Source organism: Streptomyces caelestis, from assembly GCF_001279005.1.
GTDB lineage: Bacteria > Actinomycetota > Actinomycetes > Streptomycetales > Streptomycetaceae > Streptomyces > Streptomyces heliomycini.
The window spans coordinates 37,239-52,855 of the sequence record NZ_LGCN01000188.1; the positions used below are offsets into that span (position 1 = coordinate 37,239).

The 15,617-nt window shown below is 73.1% G+C and carries 14 protein-coding genes; 5 read left to right on the forward strand and 9 right to left on the reverse strand.

Annotated elements, in window-relative coordinates; all coding sequences use genetic code 11:
• Complete coding sequence (gene amaP / locus ADK41_RS16300; RefSeq protein ID WP_030833867.1) at positions 1-579, forward strand: alkaline shock response membrane anchor protein AmaP; 579 nt, start codon at positions 1-3, stop codon at positions 577-579.
• A 174-nt stretch (positions 580-753) separates the two neighbouring features.
• Here the strand turns inward: amaP and ADK41_RS16305 are convergent, their stop codons facing one another.
• From ADK41_RS16305 to ADK41_RS16315, 3 genes are all read right to left on the reverse strand, one after another.
• Positions 754-1,509, reverse strand: coding sequence for an SDR family oxidoreductase (locus ADK41_RS16305; RefSeq protein WP_030833870.1), 756 nt, complete (start codon positions 1,507-1,509; stop codon positions 754-756).
• A gap of 5 nt (positions 1,510-1,514) precedes the next feature.
• On the reverse strand, positions 1,515-3,296 hold the full coding sequence (locus tag ADK41_RS16310; protein WP_030833873.1) for a glycoside hydrolase family 15 protein: 1,782 nt from the start codon (positions 3,294-3,296) through the stop codon (positions 1,515-1,517).
• 196 nt (positions 3,297-3,492) lie between these two features.
• Positions 3,493-4,287, reverse strand: a complete 795-nt coding sequence (locus tag ADK41_RS16315) for an SURF1 family cytochrome oxidase biogenesis protein (RefSeq protein WP_030833876.1) — start codon at positions 4,285-4,287, stop codon at positions 3,493-3,495.
• Positions 4,288-4,471: 184 nt separating this feature from the next.
• Between ADK41_RS16315 and ADK41_RS16320 the strand changes: the two genes are divergently transcribed.
• Positions 4,472-4,720 (forward strand): hypothetical protein, encoded by a 249-nt coding sequence (locus ADK41_RS16320; RefSeq protein ID WP_030833878.1) that lies wholly within the window; start codon positions 4,472-4,474, stop codon positions 4,718-4,720.
• A 329-nt stretch (positions 4,721-5,049) separates the two neighbouring features.
• On the opposite strand, the gene ADK41_RS16325 is transcribed toward ADK41_RS16320, so the two are convergent.
• The 5 genes from ADK41_RS16325 to ADK41_RS16345 form a co-directional block, all read right to left on the reverse strand.
• A complete protein-coding gene (locus tag ADK41_RS16325; protein WP_030833881.1) occupies positions 5,050-6,033 on the reverse strand; it encodes a DEDDh family exonuclease in 984 nt (327 codons plus the stop codon).
• Positions 6,034-6,139: 106 nt separating this feature from the next.
• A complete protein-coding gene (locus ADK41_RS16330; RefSeq protein WP_037805080.1) occupies positions 6,140-7,129 on the reverse strand; it encodes a CopD family protein in 990 nt (329 codons plus the stop codon).
• A 246-nt stretch (positions 7,130-7,375) separates the two neighbouring features.
• Positions 7,376-8,734 carry a CoA transferase gene (locus ADK41_RS16335; protein WP_030833888.1) on the reverse strand — a complete coding sequence of 453 codons (1,359 nt, stop codon included), beginning with the start codon at positions 8,732-8,734 and terminating at the stop codon, positions 7,376-7,378.
• A 69-nt stretch (positions 8,735-8,803) separates the two neighbouring features.
• Positions 8,804-10,336, reverse strand: a complete 1,533-nt coding sequence (locus tag ADK41_RS16340) for a S8 family peptidase (RefSeq protein ID WP_030833891.1) — start codon at positions 10,334-10,336, stop codon at positions 8,804-8,806.
• Between the two features lie 61 nt (positions 10,337-10,397).
• Positions 10,398-11,927 (reverse strand): S8 family peptidase, encoded by a 1,530-nt coding sequence (locus ADK41_RS16345; protein WP_030833901.1) that lies wholly within the window; start codon positions 11,925-11,927, stop codon positions 10,398-10,400.
• 267 nt (positions 11,928-12,194) lie between these two features.
• Between ADK41_RS16345 and ADK41_RS16350 the strand changes: the two genes are divergently transcribed.
• The 3 genes from ADK41_RS16350 (at position 12,195) to moaA (ending at position 15,326) form a co-directional block, all read left to right on the forward strand.
• Positions 12,195-12,551 carry a DUF485 domain-containing protein gene (locus tag ADK41_RS16350; RefSeq protein WP_030833904.1) on the forward strand — a complete coding sequence of 119 codons (357 nt, stop codon included), beginning with the start codon at positions 12,195-12,197 and terminating at the stop codon, positions 12,549-12,551.
• Positions 12,548-14,176 (forward strand): solute symporter family protein, encoded by a 1,629-nt coding sequence (locus tag ADK41_RS16355; RefSeq protein WP_030833905.1) that lies wholly within the window; start codon positions 12,548-12,550, stop codon positions 14,174-14,176. The genes ADK41_RS16350 and ADK41_RS16355 overlap by 4 nt, the downstream gene beginning before the upstream one ends.
• A gap of 160 nt (positions 14,177-14,336) precedes the next feature.
• On the forward strand, positions 14,337-15,326 hold the full coding sequence (gene moaA, locus ADK41_RS16360) for a GTP 3',8-cyclase MoaA (protein WP_030833906.1): 990 nt from the start codon (positions 14,337-14,339) through the stop codon (positions 15,324-15,326).
• A gap of 5 nt (positions 15,327-15,331) precedes the next feature.
• Here moaA and ADK41_RS16365 read toward each other — a convergent pair whose 3' ends face one another.
• Complete coding sequence (locus ADK41_RS16365) at positions 15,332-15,556, reverse strand: hypothetical protein (protein ID WP_030833908.1); 225 nt, start codon at positions 15,554-15,556, stop codon at positions 15,332-15,334.
• Positions 15,557-15,617 lie beyond the last annotated feature (61 nt).

Consider the following 15,617-nt stretch of genomic DNA (forward strand, 5'->3'; position numbering starts at 1 on the left):
GTGCTCAAGGGCGTCAACCGGGTGCTGCTCGGGATCGTGGGGCTGGTGCTGGTCGTCCTCGGCGGGTCCGTGCTGGCGACCGGGCTGGGGGCGCCCGCGCCCTCCTGGTGGCCGTACGACGGACGGCACGACGTGCTGCTGGACGAGGCCGAGCGGACCCGGTGGCGGGACGAGGGCTGGTGGTGGCCGGCCGTCATCGCCGTGCTCGCCGTCCTGGTCCTGCTCTCCCTGTGGTGGCTGCTCGCGGTGCTGCGCCGGCGGCGGCCGGCCGAGGTCCTGCTCGACACCGGCGACGACGAGGGCGCGTCACTGGAGGGCCGGGCACTGGAACAGGCCCTCGCCGAGGAGGCGAGCCACCTGGACGGCGTAGACCGGGCCGACGTCCTGCTCACCGGCCGCCGGAGCACCCCCGGAACCCGGATCCGCCTCCGCCTGCACCCCCGCACCGACCCGGCGGCCACCCTGCGAGCCCTGACCGAGGGCCCCCTCACCCACGCCCGGGACTCGGCCGGCCTTCCCGCCCTCCCCGCGGAAACCCGCCTGCAAGCCGTGAAACACCGCCCGGAACGAGTGATCTGACCCCCGCCCGCCGCTCCCGCGCCCACCCGTGCCGCAGGGCGGCACGGGTGGGCGCCGGGGGTACCCCCCTCCGGGGGTACCCCCCTCCGGGGGTACCCCCCTCCGGGGGCGCCCGGTGAGCGCCGGGCCGCGCCCCCCGCACCGGCACAGCGCACCCGCCGGCCGGCCCCCGCGTCAGAACCCGTGCCGGAAACCCCCGTCCACCGGCAGCATCACGCCCGACAGATACGACGCCGCCGGCGACAGCAGAAACGCCGCCGTGCGGCCGAACTCCGCGGGACTCCCGTACCGCCGCAACGGAATCCGGGACTCCGCCGCCTGCCGCGTAGCCTCCGGATCCGCCGACAACGAGTCCAGCTCCCGCACCCGGTCCGTATCGATGCGCCCGGGCAGCAGCCCCACCACCCGGACCCCCCGCGGCCCCAACTCGTCCGCCAGCGACTTCGCGAACCCGGCCAGCCCCGGCCGCAGCCCGTTGGAAATGGTCAGCCCGGGAATCGGCTCGTGCACCGACCCCGACAGCACGAACCCGACGACACCCCCCTCACCCAGCTCCGCCGCGGCCGCCCGCGCCATCCGCACCGCGCCCAGGAACACCGACTCGAACGCCGCCCGCCACTGCTCGTCGGTGGTGTCGGCGACGAACCCCGGCGGCGGCCCGCCCACGCTGACGAGGATGCCGTCGAAGCGCCCGAACCGCTCCCGCGCGGTGGCGATCAGCCGCGCCGGGGCCTCGGGATCGGCGTTGTCGACGGCCACTCCGACCGCTTCCGGCCCCAGCGCGGACGCCGCCCGAGCGACGGACTCCTCCTCCCGTCCCGAGACGACCACCTTCGCGCCGTCGGCGACGAGCTCTTGCGCGCAGGCGTGGCCCAGCCCGCGGGTCGCCCCGGTGACGACGTACACCCGGTCCTTCAGTCCAAGATCCATGGCCCCTATCCTGCCCCTTCGTCCCCGAACAGGGCGAGAGCGGTGTTCACCAGGCCGATGTGGCTGAACGCCTGCGGGAAGTTGCCCAGCAGCCGCCCGCCCACCGGGTCGTACTCCTCCGCCAGCAGACCCACGTCGTTGGCGAGCCCCACCAGCCGCTCGAACAGTGCGCGCGCCTCCTTCGTCCTGCCGGTCATGTGCAGGGCGTCCGCGAGCCAGAACGAACAGACCAGGAACGTGCCCTCCCCGCCGGGCAGCCCGTCGACGGCCGCCGCGTCCGGCGTGTAGCGGCGTACGAACCCGTCCTGCCCCAGCTCCGCGCGGACCGCCTCGATGGTGCCGAGCACCCGGGGGTCGTCCGGAGGCAGAAAACCCACCCGGGGGATCAGCAGCAGCGCGGCGTCGAGCTCCCGCGAGCCGTACGACTGCGTGAACGTGTTCCGCACGGGGTCGTAGCCCTTCTCGCACACCTCCCGGTGCACCTCGTCGCGCAGCTCCCGCCAGCCGTCCAGGTCCCCCTCCAGGTCCGGGTCGTCCTCCAGCGCGCGCACCGCGCGGTCGGCGGCCACCCACACCATCACCTTGGAGTGCACGAAGTGGCGCCGGCCGCCGCGCACCTCCCACAGCCCCTCGTCCGGCTGCCGCCACGACGCGCGCAGGAAGTCCATCAGCACCGACTGCAACGCCCACACGTCCGGCTGCGCGGACAGTCCCGAACTCCGCGCCAGCGCCAGGGAGTCCATGACCTCGCCGTACACGTCCAACTGGAGCTGGCTCACGGCGTCGTTGCCGATCCGCACGGGCGTGGCGCCGTCGAAACCGGACAGCCACGGCAGTTCGGACTCCGGCAGCCGTCGCTCGCCCGCGAGCCCGTACATGATCTGCAGGTCCGCCGGATCGCCCGCGACCGCGCGGAGCAGCCAGTTGCGCCAGGCCTCCGCCTCGTCCTGGTACCCGGCGGCCAGCAGCGCGTTCAGGGTCAGGGTGGAGTCGCGCAGCCAGCAGAAGCGGTAGTCCCAGTTGCGCACCCCGCCCGGCTCCTCCGGCAGCGAGGTGGTGGCCGCGGCGACGATGCCGCCGGTGGGGCGGTAGGTGAGCGCCTTGAGGGTGATCAGCGACCGGACGACCTCGTCCCGGTACGGGCCGTCGTAACGGCACCGGGCCGCCCAGGCACGCCAGTCGGTGACGCTGTGCCGCAGCGAGGAGTACGGGTCGACCAGCGGGGGCCGCGGCTCGTGGGAGGGGTGCCAGGTGAGCACGAACGCGACCCGCTCGCCCTCCCGCACCGTGAACTCCGAGACCGTGCGCCGGTCCTCGCCCCAGGTGTCCACCTCCGGCACGCTGCGCAGCCACGCCGAGTCCGGGCCGGCCACCGCCACCCGGTGCCCGTCCGCCCTGCGCACCCACGGCACGGCCGAGCCGTAGTCGAAGCGCAGCCGCAGCGTGCTGCGCACGGTCACCTCACCCCGGACGCCCTGCACGATCCGCACCAGGTCCGGCGCACGGTGGCGCTGCGGCATCAGGTCGGTGACCAGCACCGCCCCCTCGGGGGTCTCCCACTCGGTGTCCAGGACCAGGGTGTCCTTGCGATAGGAGCGGCGGGCGCACCGGTCCGCACCGGCCGGGGCGATGCGCCAGTGCCCGTTGTCCTCGTCCCCGAGCAGCCGTGCGAAGCAGGCCGCCGAGTCGAAGCGGGGCAGGCAGAGCCAGTCGACCGAGCCGTCCGTGCCCACCAGGGCAGCGGTCTGTTCGTCGCCGATGAGCGCGTAGTCCTCGATACGGTGCACGGGGTGCGGGTTCCCGGCGGCCGGGGGTGGCAATCAGGGGCGTGGCCGGGGGGGATGACGGGCCGTCGGACGCCGCCGCGCCGTCGCCGCGGAAGACGACACCGGGCCCGGGGGAGCCCGGCGGCACTGTCCGCGTCCCCCGCGGGGTGTCCGCTCCCGTCCGGTACGCCGCGGCGCGTGTCCCCGGCGGGCCCCGCTACACCGTCGCCGGTTCCGTCTCCTCGGCTTCCGGTGCCTCGGCCGCGGCCCGGCCCCGCTCCCGGGCCTCACGGCGGACCAGCACGAACCAGCCGACCGGCACGGCCGCCGCGAACAGCCACCACTGTATGGCGTACGCGTAGTTCAGCGCGGAGTTCTCCTTGCCGGGGTTCCCGAGCTGCTCCGGGGCGCCGTCCTTCGGCTCGGGCGCCGTCTGCGCCACGTAGCCGCCGAGCACCCGGGCGCCGAGGCGCTCCGCCTCCTGCCCGCTGTTGATCAGCATGATCTGCCGGTCCGGCAGGCCCTCGAGGTCCTTGATGCCGCTCGCCTCGGTCGTCTCGTCGGGCATCAGCCGGCCCTTGATCGTGATCTCGCCGCGCGGCGGCGCGGGAACCTCGGGGAACGCGGTCCGGCCCGCCTCCGCGGGGATCCAGCCCCGGTTGACCAGCAGGACCCGGCCGTCGTCGAGGACGAAGGGGGTGAGGACGTGGAAGCCGACCCGGTCGTCGGCGTTGGTGCGGCGGCGGACGACGACCTCGTCATCGGTGTCGAAGCGGCCCTCGGCGGTCACGGTGCGGTACCGCTCGGCGCGGGTCACGGCGTGTCCCGGGGCGGCCAGCTGCTCCACGGGGACCGGATCGGCGGCCAGCGCGTCGGCGACCAGCCGGTTCCGGGCGTCGCGCTCCTCGTAGCGGTCCATCTGCCAGAAGCCCAGCCAGATCATCGTGGGGATGAGGAGCAGGGCGACCAGTGTGATGGTCACCCATTGGCGGGACAACAGAAAGCGGTACACCCCACGACCGTACAACTCGGTCGCGGGGTGCTTTGAGGCGGGTACGTCCATCCGGGCCCGGTCCTCGCCGAGGCCCGGAGGAACGAGATCCCCGGCATGACGGCCACGCCGGCCGGGCACGGCACCCGGTCGATGCGGCGCCGTCGGCTTGCGAGCGCCTTCCCGGCGGCCGACCATGCTGCTTATGACACGTTGCGAAGTGTGCGGGAACGACTACGCGCTGGCGTTCACCGTGGAGACCCGGGACGGTGCCCGCCACGTCTTCGATTCGTTCGCCTGTGCGATCCATCGCATGGCCCCGATCTGCGAGCACTGCCGGGTGCAGATCATCGGTCAGGGCGTCGAGGCCGACGGTCACTGGTTCTGCGGTGCCCACTGCGCCCGCGCCGAGGGCAAGGCCGGCATTGTCGACAAGGTGGGATCACCGGCGTAGAAAGCGGCCCTTTTCCCGTCAGCGGCCGGTGTGGGGCACCGGTTTCCACGCCCTTCGGCTCACCCGCGTGCGCCCACGGATCCGTCGCTTCCGTAACCGGCTCCGCCGGCCGGCCCCGGGCGCCTGCGCCCGGACGAGATCCCGGACCGGCCTTTCGAGCGGGGGACCGTCGGCGGCGAGAGCCCCGCACTGCTCCGGGCCGCGCCCCGCGCCCGCGCCTCGAAGGTGATTCCGTGGGCGTCGCCGCGGGGCGAGCCGTCGGCCCGGCACGGGCGGCGGGCGAGTCGCCCGCCGATCACCCGTCCGTACGGTCGGCCCCGGCGCCCCGGTCAGTCCTCCGGCGCGGGTTCGACGTCCCCGAGGAGCTGACCGAACGCGGCCTCGTCGACGACCGGGGTGCCGTACTGCCGGGCCTTGACCACCTTGGACGTGCCCGAGTCCGGATCGTTGGTGACGAGGAGGCTGGTGAGCCGGGAGAGGCTGCCGGCGACGTGCAGGCCCGCCTCCGTCGCGCGGTCCTCCAGCAGGTCCCGCTCGACGGAGGTGTCCCCGGAGAACGCCACCCGCATGCCCTGCTTGAGCCGCTCGCCCGGCTCGTACCGCCCCGGGTTGGGGTACGGGCACGCGGGCCGCTTGCGGGACGGGCGCCAGCCGGCCGGCCGGTAGCCGCCGGGGCCCGCCTGCTGCCCGGTACGGGGACGGTCCGTCCACTCGGTCAGCGGCAGGCACTCGTGCAGCGGCAGCCGTACGCCGCCCGCCGCCGCGGCCCGCAGACTGGGCCGGAACGCCTCCGCCAGCACGCGCGCGTCGTCCAGCGCGTGGTGCGCCCGCCGCTGTACGACGCCGAAGTGCGCGGCGAGCGACTCCAGCTTGTGGTTGGGCAGCGGAAGCCTCAGCTCCTTGGAGAGGGCGATGGTGCACAGCCGCTGCTTCACCGGCGCCTCGCTACGCGCGCGGGCGTACTCCCGGGCGATCATCTGCCAGTCGAAGACCGCGTTGTGCGCGACCAGCACCCGGCCCTCCAGCCGGGTCGCGAACTCCGCGGCGACGTCCTGGAAGAGGGGCGCCCCCTCCAGTACGTCGCTCGTCAGGCCGTGTATCCACACCGGGCCCGGGTCCCGCTCCGGATTGACCACCGTGTACCAGTGGTCCTCGACCTCGCCGCGCGCGTCCAGCCGGTAGACGGCCGCGGAGATGATGCGGTCGTCCCGGGCCAGCCCCGTGGTCTCCACGTCGACGACCGCGTATCCCTGCGGGTACGCGGCCGGCCACGGGGTGGGGGAGGACGCTGCGGTCGTGAGGTCGTCGAGCATGGTTCACGAGGATACGGGCCGGGACCGACACCGCCGACCGACAGGCCCCCCGCACGGCCCGCGCATCCGGACACCGGGAACGTCCGTACGGGCCGTGAAACCCCGTTCACCAGCGGATCGGCACCGGAAGCGCCGTCAGCAGCCCCGACACCGCGACCACCACGCCGAGCGCGTACACCTCCGCCCGCGCGGGGGAGCAGGCGGTCAGCGGGTCCTTCGCGCGGGCCAGCCGGATCCGGGCCCACAGGGCGAGGACGGCGACCCCGGTCATCAGGATCACCTTGGCGAGCAGGACACGTCCGTACGCCGTGTCCGTCAGCTGTTCCAGGACCGTCTCCGGCGGCATCCGGCGCAGCGAACTGCACACGCCCGTCGCGGTGACGGCGGCGAGCAGGACGGCCGCCACGCGCGCGTAGCGCCCCAGCAGCGCGGCGCCCGCCTCCGCTCGCCGCCACAGCCGCAGGGTGCGCAGCGCGTACAGCAGGCCGCCCGCCCAGAGCGACGCGCAGACCAGGTGCACCAGGGTCAGCCCGGAGCCGATGAGCGGGCTGTACTCGGTCGTCGGGTGCGCGCGCAGCGCCTCCGCGACGATCACCGCGGCCAGCGGCCACACCTGGGTGCCGGGACGGCCGGACGCCGCGCACAGGGCCGCCGCGAGGAAGGCGTTGACCTCCAGGAGGGCGAGTTTGCCGTCCCTGGAGGCGTAGAGGCCGCCGACGTCGATGTCGGCGAGGCCGCCGGGCACGAGGTTGCCGGTGGCCACGACGGAGGCGAGTGCGAGGGCGGCCACGAAACCGACGGAGTTCGCCGCGGTGGACCAACCGCGGGGCACGGCGGCCGGGGCGCCGGGCACGGAACGCGCCAGCCGCCGCACGAACAGCTCGCCGACGGGTATGGACAACGCCGCGAACAACACCGCCCGCAACAGGCCGATCCCCCCGGTACCGGGCGCATCGGCCTCCCCGGTGCCGTGCAACGCGGGCGCCGGCCCGAACAGCGGTATCACCACCCCGAGCCCCACCAGCACGAGCACGGCGACGGCCCGCCCCCGCCCGCTCCTTCGTGCGCCATCCGCCCCGACCCTGGTTCTCGTCAAACTCACCCCAGGATCTTCACAAGGCCCCACAGAAGCGGGCAAGCCCGCACCCCCGACTGCGGGCAGCCGTACCACTGGGCCCGCGCCCACCCCCAGCCGCGGGCAGTCGCGCCGCTGGGCCTGCGTCCACCCCCCAGCCGCGGGCAGTCGTGCCGTCGCAGCTGCGGGCAGTCGTGCCGCTGGGGCGGCACGGGTGGGCGCAGCGGCACCCTGCCGGCGCCGGCGAGTGAAACCCCGTGCGGTCCCTCAGACCCACCGAGCCGAATCGGTTCCCCAACACCCCGGCGCCCGCGCCCAGTCACGCGGCCCACCCTCGAACACCACCGGCGACAGGGCGTACCGCAGCCTCCCCAGCGGGCTGTACCGTTCCGCGAGCCACTGCCCGACGGGCACGTCACCGGAAACGCCGACGTCTCCACGCCCCTCCAGCAACCACCCCGCAGTCCGCGCCAACGCCACCCGCACCACCCTGCTCCCACCCCCCTCCATCTGCTCACCGATCGCCCGCAACACCCCAGCGGCCAACAAATACCCCGTGCCGTGATCGAGCGCCTGCGCAGGCAGCACCCCCGGCCGCCCCGCCGAAGAACCTTCGACCGCCGCGATCCCCGTGGCCACCTGCACCAGACTGTCGAACCCCCGCCGATCCCCCCACGGCCCGTACGTCCCCCACGCCGACAACTGCGCCACCACCACCCCCGGCCGCCGCTCCGCCAGCGCCCGAGGTGCCAGCCCGAAACGGTCCAGGGCGCCCGGCCGGTACCCCGTCACCACCACGTCCGCCGCCGCGAGCAACTCCTCGAACACCTCCCGCCCGACCGAGAGATCCAGCAACGCCGACCGCTTCCCGAACCCCGTGTCGGCGTGCTGGTCGGCGATCTCGGGCAGCCCCGGCGCGTCCACGCGCAACACGTCCGCACCCAGCAGCGCGAGCGTACGGGTGGCGACCGGACCCGCGATCACCCGCGTGAGATCCAGCACCCGCAGCCCCGCCGCGGGCAGCAGCGGATCCCGCCCTACCGGAGCGAGCACCCGCGCGGGGGCCGAGTCCAGCCGCTCACGCTCCACCAGGGGACGCCCGGCCACCTCCACGCCCTGCTCGTGCGCCGCCCACTCCTCGGGCGACCGCAGGGCGACGGCCAGGCCCCCGGCCGCGTACACCGCCTCCTCGGCCTCCCGCGCGGAGCGCTCCGCGAGCGCCGCCGCCACCGCCCCCGGGTCCTTCGGCACGCCCAGCGCGGCGAGCAGCCGGGCCCGGTGGTGCGGATAGTTGGCGTGCGTGCGCACCCACCCGTCGGCGGTGCGCCAGAACCGCGACAACGGTGCGAAGGTCTCCGGGGCCCGCCCGCCCACCAGCAGATGCCGCTCGCTGACGAACGCCGTGGCCACCGCCCCGTCGTCCACCCGCACCGCCGGCACCCCGCCGCCCGTCCGCCGGGCCCCCAGTTCGGCGGCGGCCAGCGCGCACGCGCCCACACAGGCGCGCGCCGACTCCCGTACCGGCAGCCGGGAGGGGAGCACGCCGGGCCGTTCGACGGTCGACACGCGGGCGAGGAGGGCGGGGTCGCCGCCCAGGGCGGGCCAGACGGAGGCGAGGGCGTTCATGCCCGCACTATGCCGCGAAAGGGGCCGGGCGCAACCGCCCGGCCCCTTTCGCCCACCGCTCCCGCGTGACTACCGCGTCACCGCGTCCAGCGCGTCGGCCATGCCCCGGCCGTAGAAGCCGTTGCGGTTCTTCGGGCCCTCGCACACCGCGTCGACCTTGCCGTCGCCGTCGATGTCGTACGGGTCCGTGCACGCGGTGGCGTCGGCCTGCGCGTACAGCAGGGCCTTGACCAGCGCCGGCGAGGCCTTCGGGTGCGTCGACTTGATCAGCGCGGCGACGCCCGCGACGTGCGGGGACGCCATCGACGTGCCCGCCATGTAGCCCCACGACCCGCCGGGCAGCGTGCCCAGGATCAGACCGCTGGTGGCGGGCGGCTCAGGCGTCTGGTAGCGCGTCGAGTCGCCGCCGGGCGCGGCGATGTCGATCACACCCCGGCCGTAGTTGGAGAACGACGACTTCAGCCCCTTCGCGCCGGTCGCCGCGACCGTCACCACGCCCGGCAGCTGGGTCGGTATGTCGAGGCACTCGGACGGGTCGACCACCCGGTCCGACGGGGTGCCGTCGTTCGGGGAGGTCGGGTCGGTGATCTCGTCGGCCGCGAGGTCGTAGTTCTCGTTGCCGGCCGCGGCCACGTTCACCGCGCCCTTGCGCTCCGCGTAGCGCGACGCCCGGGTGACGGCCTCGACGAGCGCCTTCTGGTCCGGGTCGTCCGTGCAGTTGAAGTACCAGGGGTCGGTGTAATAGCTGTTGTTGGTGACGTCGACCCCGTGCTCGGCCGCCCACACGAAGCCGCACACCACGGCCTCGGTGTAGAAGTAGCCGTCCGGGTTGGACACCTTGATGCCCGACACCTTCACGCCCGGGGCGACACCGGTCATGCCGACGCCGTTCTTCGCGGCGGCGATCTCACCGGCGACGTGCGTGCCGTGCGGGCTCTCCTCGGCGCTCGGCCGCCAGGCGCCGTCGCTGGTGTCCGGCTTGCCCGACACGCAGTTGACCGACGCGGCCCGGTCGAAGTTGGGCGCGATGTCCGGGTGGGTGTCGTCCACGCCGGTGTCGATGACGGCGACGGTCACCTTGGAGCTGCCCAGCGACTTCTCGTGCGCCTTGTCCGCCTTGATGGCGGGCAGGTCCCACTGCAGGCCCTGGAGCGGGTCCTGTCCCTCGGCCGCCGCGGACTCGGCCCGGGCGACCTCGGAGGCGCTGAGCGCCTTCGGCGTGCCCATGTCCGTGGTGGCCGCCGACGGCAGCGGCGCGTTGCGGGTCGCGCCGGCCGACTGCACCCCGCGCACCGTGCGGACGGTCTTCGCGAAGTCGGCGTCCGACGAGTGGACGACGATGACGCCGATCCTGTCGTACGACGCCACGATCGTGCCGCCGGCCTTGACGATCGCCTTCTTCACGTGCGCGGCCGTGCCGTGCCCGCCCTTGACGTTGACCACGTAGCTGAGGGGGGTCGCGTCGGCGGTGGACGCGGCCGGCCGCTCGGCGGCCGGGGCGGCCGTGGCCGCGGTGTTCGGCAGGAACGCGAGCGCCGTCGCCATGGCCATACCGGCCGGGATGACGAGCGCGCGGCGGTGACGCGGGTGGGCCGCTGTCATGGAGTCTCCAGTTCGTTCACGAGTGCGGTCAAACGGGGCGGGAAGTAGGGGGCCGTGCGGGTCACTTGACGGCGCGCAGCGCGTCGACGACGCCGAAGCCGTAGAAGCCGTTGACCCGGCTGCCGCCCTCGCAGGTGGCGTCCTGCGCGCCGTCGCCGTCCTGGTCGTACGACTCGGGGCAGCCCGGGTTGTTCGCCTGGGCCTTCAGCAGCGCCTGCAGCTGGGCGGGCGTGGCCCACGGGTGCTCGGACTTCAGCAGCGCGGCGACGCCGGCGGCGTGCGGCGAGGCCATCGAGGTGCCCTGCAGGAAGGCGTACTCGCCGTTCGGCATGGTGGACAGGATGCGGCCGTCCTTCGACGGCGTGTCCGGCAGCTGGTAGCGGCGGTCGCCGCCCGGCGCCGCGACGTCGACGACGCCCTTGCCGTACGTGGAGTAGTACGACTTGAGGTTCTGCACGCCCGTCGCGCTGACGGTGACGACGCCCGGCAGCTGGGTCGGGATGTCGTAGCACTCGCTCGGGTCGATGGTGCGCGTCACCGGAGTGGTGTCGTCGGGGCTGGAGTCGTCGACGATCGCGTCGGAGGCCAGGTCGTGGTTGGAGTTGCCGGCCGAGGCGAGGTGCAGCGTGCCCTTCCTCTGGGCGTACAGCTGGGCGCGGTTGACCGCGTCGACGATCGCCTTCTGGTCCGGGTCGTCCATGCAGTTGTACAGCCACGGGTCGACGTAGTAGCTGTTGTTCGTGATCTCCACGCCGTGGTCGGCGGCGAAGACGAACGCGCAGACGACGTTCTCCGGGTAGAAGAGGCCGTTGTCCGGGTCGCTGACCTTGATGCCGGCCACCTTCACGCCGGGCGCGACACCGGCGACGCCGACGCCGTTGCGGGCCGCGGCGATCTCACCGGCCACGTGCGTGCCGTGGTAGTCCTCGTCCGTGTACGGGCGCCAGGCGCCCTCGCCGGTGTCCGCCTTGCCGCCGACGCAGTTGGCCGACTGTGCGGCGGAGAAGTTCGGGGCGAGGTCCGGGTGGGTGTCGTCGACGCCGGTGTCGATCACGGCGACGGTCACCTTGCGGCTGCCCGGGTTGATCTTCGCGGCCTTGTCGGCGCCGATCGCCCGCAGGTCCCACTGGTCGGCCTCGAGCGGCTCGCTGCCGGGCGTCCGCGCGGAGACGGCCCGCGTCCGCGCGGCCTCGGCGGCGCTCACGTAGTCGGCGGCGCCCTCGTCCGTCGTCCCGGCCGCGGTCAGCGGCGCGGTGCGGGTGGCGCCGGCGGACTGGACCCCGCGGGCCTTGCGTATCTCCTCGCCGAAGTCCGGGTCGGCCGAGTGGACGACGATCACGCCGATCCTGTCGTACGTGACGACGACCTTCCCGCCGGCCGCGGCGATCGCCCGCTCCACCGAGGCGATCGTGCGGCGGTCCGTCCTGGTGTTGACGACGTACGCCAGGGCGGGCGCGTCCGCCGCCTGCTCGGCCGACACCGTCCGCGGGGCCGCCGAGGCCGCCGCGGGCAGGAAGCCGAGCGAGGCGGTCAGGGACAGCACGACGGGCACGGCGAGGGCGAGACGGCGTCTGGAACGCAGATGAGCCATGGGGTCTCCACATCATCCGGAAACGGAACCGGCCCGGGGCACGGATGGTGTTCGGGCAGGTACATGACGGGGTGGTGCAGGGTGAAGCTATCCCGCGCTCTCGCTGGCCAGCAATGTTTTGCCGGAAACGACTTCGGAAAACGCCACGGGAAAAGAACGGCGGAGAGTTGAACCGGCCCTCGCGTGGCGCCGTGCCCTTGGGCAGGAAGCGCGAGGACACTCGCCTTCCGTCCCCACCCGTACCGACCCGCAACGCGAGGAGACTCCGTGGCCGCCGAAGCACCGCCCCCCTCGACGGAACAACGCAAACTCCCCACACCGGAGGAGTTCACCGAGGTGCAGGAGAGCGCTGAGTTCGGTGAACTGCGCCGCTCCTACCGCTCCTTCGCCTTCCCGCTGACCATCGCCTTCATCGTCTGGTACCTGCTGTACGTCCTGCTCTCCAACTACGCGGGCGGCTTCATGGGCGCCAAGCTGGTGGGCAACATCAACGTCGCCCTCGTCTTCGGCGTCCTGCAGTTCGTCACCACGTTCCTCATCGCGTGGTGGTACTCCCGGCACGCCGCCGCCGAGCTCGACCCCAAGGCCGAGGCCATCAAGAAGCGTATGGAGGGCGGCGCATGAGCCCCGCGATCACCCACGTCACCCTCGCCGCGAACGAGGCGAGCGAACACCGCACGCTGATCATCACGCTGTTCGCGCTGTTCGTCCTCGCCACCCTCGGCATCACCGTCTGGGCCGGCCGGCAGACCAAGGACGCCGCCGACTTCTACGCCGGCGGGCGCCAGTTCAGCGCCTTCCAGAACGGACTCGCGGTCTCCGGCGACTACATGTCGGCCGCGTCCTTCCTCGGCATCGCGGGCGCCATCGCCCTCTTCGGCTACGACGGCTTCCTGTACTCCATCGGCTTCCTGGTCGCCTGGCTGGTCGCGCTCCTCCTGGTCGCCGAGCCGCTGCGGAACTCCGGCCGCTACACCATGGGCGACGTCCTCGCCTACCGCATGCGCCAGCGTCCCGTGCGCACCGCGGCCGGCACTTCCACCATCGTCGTGTCGATCTTCTACCTGCTGGCCCAGATGGCGGGCGCGGGCGTCCTCGTCTCGCTGCTGCTCGGCATCACCTCCGACGCCGGCAAGATCCTCATCGTCGCCCTGGTGGGCGTCCTGATGATCGTCTACGTCTCCATCGGCGGCATGAAGGGCACCACCTGGGTCCAGATGGTCAAGGCCGTGCTGCTCATCGGCGGCACCATCCTCATCACCTTCCTGGTGCTGCTGAAGTTCAACTTCAACATCTCCGACCTGCTGGGCAGCGCCGCCGAGAACAGCGGCAAGGGCGACGCCTTCCTCGAGCCCGGCCTCCAGTACGGCGCCGACGGCACCACCAAGCTGGACTTCCTCTCCCTCGGCATCGCCCTGGTGCTGGGCACCGCCGGTCTGCCGCACATCCTGATCCGCTTCTACACGGTGCCCAACGCCAAGGCCGCCCGTAAGTCCGTGAACTGGGCCATCGGCATCATCGGCGGCTTCTACCTGATGACCATCGCCCTCGGCTTCGGCGCGGCGGCCCTGATCTCCCAGGACGAGATCATCGCGTCCAACCCGTCCGGCAACACGGCGGCCCCGCTGCTCGCGCTGCACCTGGGCGGCACCGACTCGGCCTGGGGCGCGATCCTGCTCGCCACCATCTCTGCGGTCGCCTTCGCGACGATCCTCGCCGTGGTCGCCGGCCTCACCCTGGCCTCGTCGTCCTCCTTCGCGCACGACATCTACGCCAACGTCATCCGCAAGGGCCAGGCCACGGAGAAGGAGGAGATGAGGGCGGCCCGCTGGGCGACCGTCCTCATCGGCATCGTCTCCATCGCGCTCGGCGCCCTCGCCCGTGACCTGAACGTGGCCGGCCTGGTCGCGCTGGCCTTCGCGGTCGCCGCGTCCGCCAACCTGCCGACCATCCTCTACAGCCTGTTCTGGAAGCGGTTCACCACCCAGGGCGCCCTGTGGTCGATCTACGGCGGTCTCGTCGTCGCCGTCGGCCTGGTGCTGTTCTCGCCCGTGGTCTCCGGCGACCCCAAGGCGATGTTCCCGGACGTCGACTTCGCCTGGTTCCCGCTGAAGAACCCGGGCATCATCTCCATCCCGTTCGGCTTCCTGATGGGCTGGCTCGGCACCGTCCTGTCGAAGGAGGAGCCCGACGCCAAGAAGTACGCGGAGCTGGAGGTCCGGTCCCTGACCGGCACCGGCGCCCACTGATCCGCACCCCGGACGGCCGCGTCGCGAGGACCCCCGTAAGGGTCCTCGCGACGCGGCCGTCCGTCCTCCCGTCGCACCGGGTCGCTGGGGGTTGTCGGCGGCGTCACGTAGGCTCGCAGTAGCCGGGCACGAGTGATCCGCGTCGAGGGAGGGGGCCCACGTGCTCATCGACACCTACGGCCGAGTTGCCACCGACCTGAGGGTCTCGCTGACCGATCGGTGCAATCTGCGCTGCACCTACTGCATGCCCGAGGAAGGGCTGCAGTGGCTGGCCAAGCCCGACCTGCTCACCGACGACGAGATCGTCCGCCTCGTCGGCATCGCCGTCACCTCCCTCGGCATCGAGGAGGTCCGCTTCACCGGCGGCGAGCCGCTGCTCCGTCCCGGCCTGGTCGGCATCGTCGAGCGCGTCGCCGCCCTGGAACCCCGCCCGCAGACGTCCCTCACCACCAACGGCATCGGGCTGCGGCGCACCGCGGCCGCCCTGAAGGAGGCGGGTCTGGACCGGGTCAACGTCTCCCTGGACACGCTCCGCCCGGACGTCTTCAAGACCCTCACCCGCCGTGACCGCCACCAGGACGTCCTCGACGGCCTCCACGCGGCCCGCGAGGCCGGCCTGACCCCGGTGAAGGTCAACTCGGTCCTGATGCCGGGGCTCAACGACGACGAGGCCCCCGACCTCCTCGCCTGGGCCGTGGAGCACGACTACGAGCTGCGCTTCATCGAGCAGATGCCCCTGGACGCCCAGCACGGCTGGAAGCGCGACGGAATGATCACCGCCGGGGACATCCTGGCCTCCCTGCGCACGCGCTTCGAGCTGACCCCCGAGGGCGAGGAGGCGCGCGGCTCCGCACCGGCCGAGCGCTGGCTGGTCGACGGCGGCCCGCACCGCGTCGGCGTCATCGCCTCCGTCACCCGCCCGTTCTGCGCCGCCTGCGACCGCACCCGGCTCACCGCCGACGGACAGATCCGCACCTGCCTGTTCGCCACCGAGGAGACCGACCTGCGCGCGGCCCTGCGCTCCGGCGCCCCCGACGAGGAGATCGCCCGCCTCTGGAAACACGCGATGCGGGGCAAGAAGGCGGGAGCGGGCCTGGACGACCCCGGTTTCATCCAGCCGGACCGGCCGATGTCCGCCATCGGGGGCTGAGGACACTAGGCTCCCTCCGGAGCCTCCCACTCCTCGAACCGGACGACGTCCTTCAGGAATCCCCGGACCCCGAGGAACTGCGAAAGGTGCTCGCGGTGCTCCTCGCAGGCGAGCCAGGTCTTACGGCGCTCCGGCGTGTGCAGCTTGGGGTTGTTCCACGCCAGCACCCACACGGCGGCGGCACGACACCCCTTGGCGGAACAGACCGGCGTCTCGGGATCAGGGACCATCACACCCTTGACCCTAACCCGGCCGACGGGGCGCGAGATCCACGGGAAAGGGCGACGCCGA

Bases quoted from the DNA above. Each gene is read 5' to 3' on its own strand.
- ADK41_RS16320 (WP_030833878.1), top strand. From the start codon at position 4,472: ATGACACGTTGCGAAGTGTGCGGGAACGACTACGCGCTGGCGTTCACC.
- ADK41_RS16305 (WP_030833870.1), bottom strand. From the start codon at position 1,509: ATGGATCTTGGACTGAAGGACCGGGTGTACGTCGTCACCGGGGCGACC.
- ADK41_RS16335 (WP_030833888.1), bottom strand. From the start codon at position 8,734: ATGAACGCCCTCGCCTCCGTCTGGCCCGCCCTGGGCGGCGACCCCGCC.
- ADK41_RS16365 (WP_030833908.1), bottom strand. From the start codon at position 15,556: ATGGTCCCTGATCCCGAGACGCCGGTCTGTTCCGCCAAGGGGTGTCGT.
- ADK41_RS16325 (WP_030833881.1), bottom strand. From the start codon at position 6,033: ATGCTCGACGACCTCACGACCGCAGCGTCCTCCCCCACCCCGTGGCCG.
- ADK41_RS16355 (WP_030833905.1), top strand. From the start codon at position 12,548: ATGAGCCCCGCGATCACCCACGTCACCCTCGCCGCGAACGAGGCGAGC.
- ADK41_RS16340 (WP_030833891.1), bottom strand. From the start codon at position 10,336: ATGACAGCGGCCCACCCGCGTCACCGCCGCGCGCTCGTCATCCCGGCC.
- ADK41_RS16345 (WP_030833901.1), bottom strand. From the start codon at position 11,927: ATGGCTCATCTGCGTTCCAGACGCCGTCTCGCCCTCGCCGTGCCCGTC.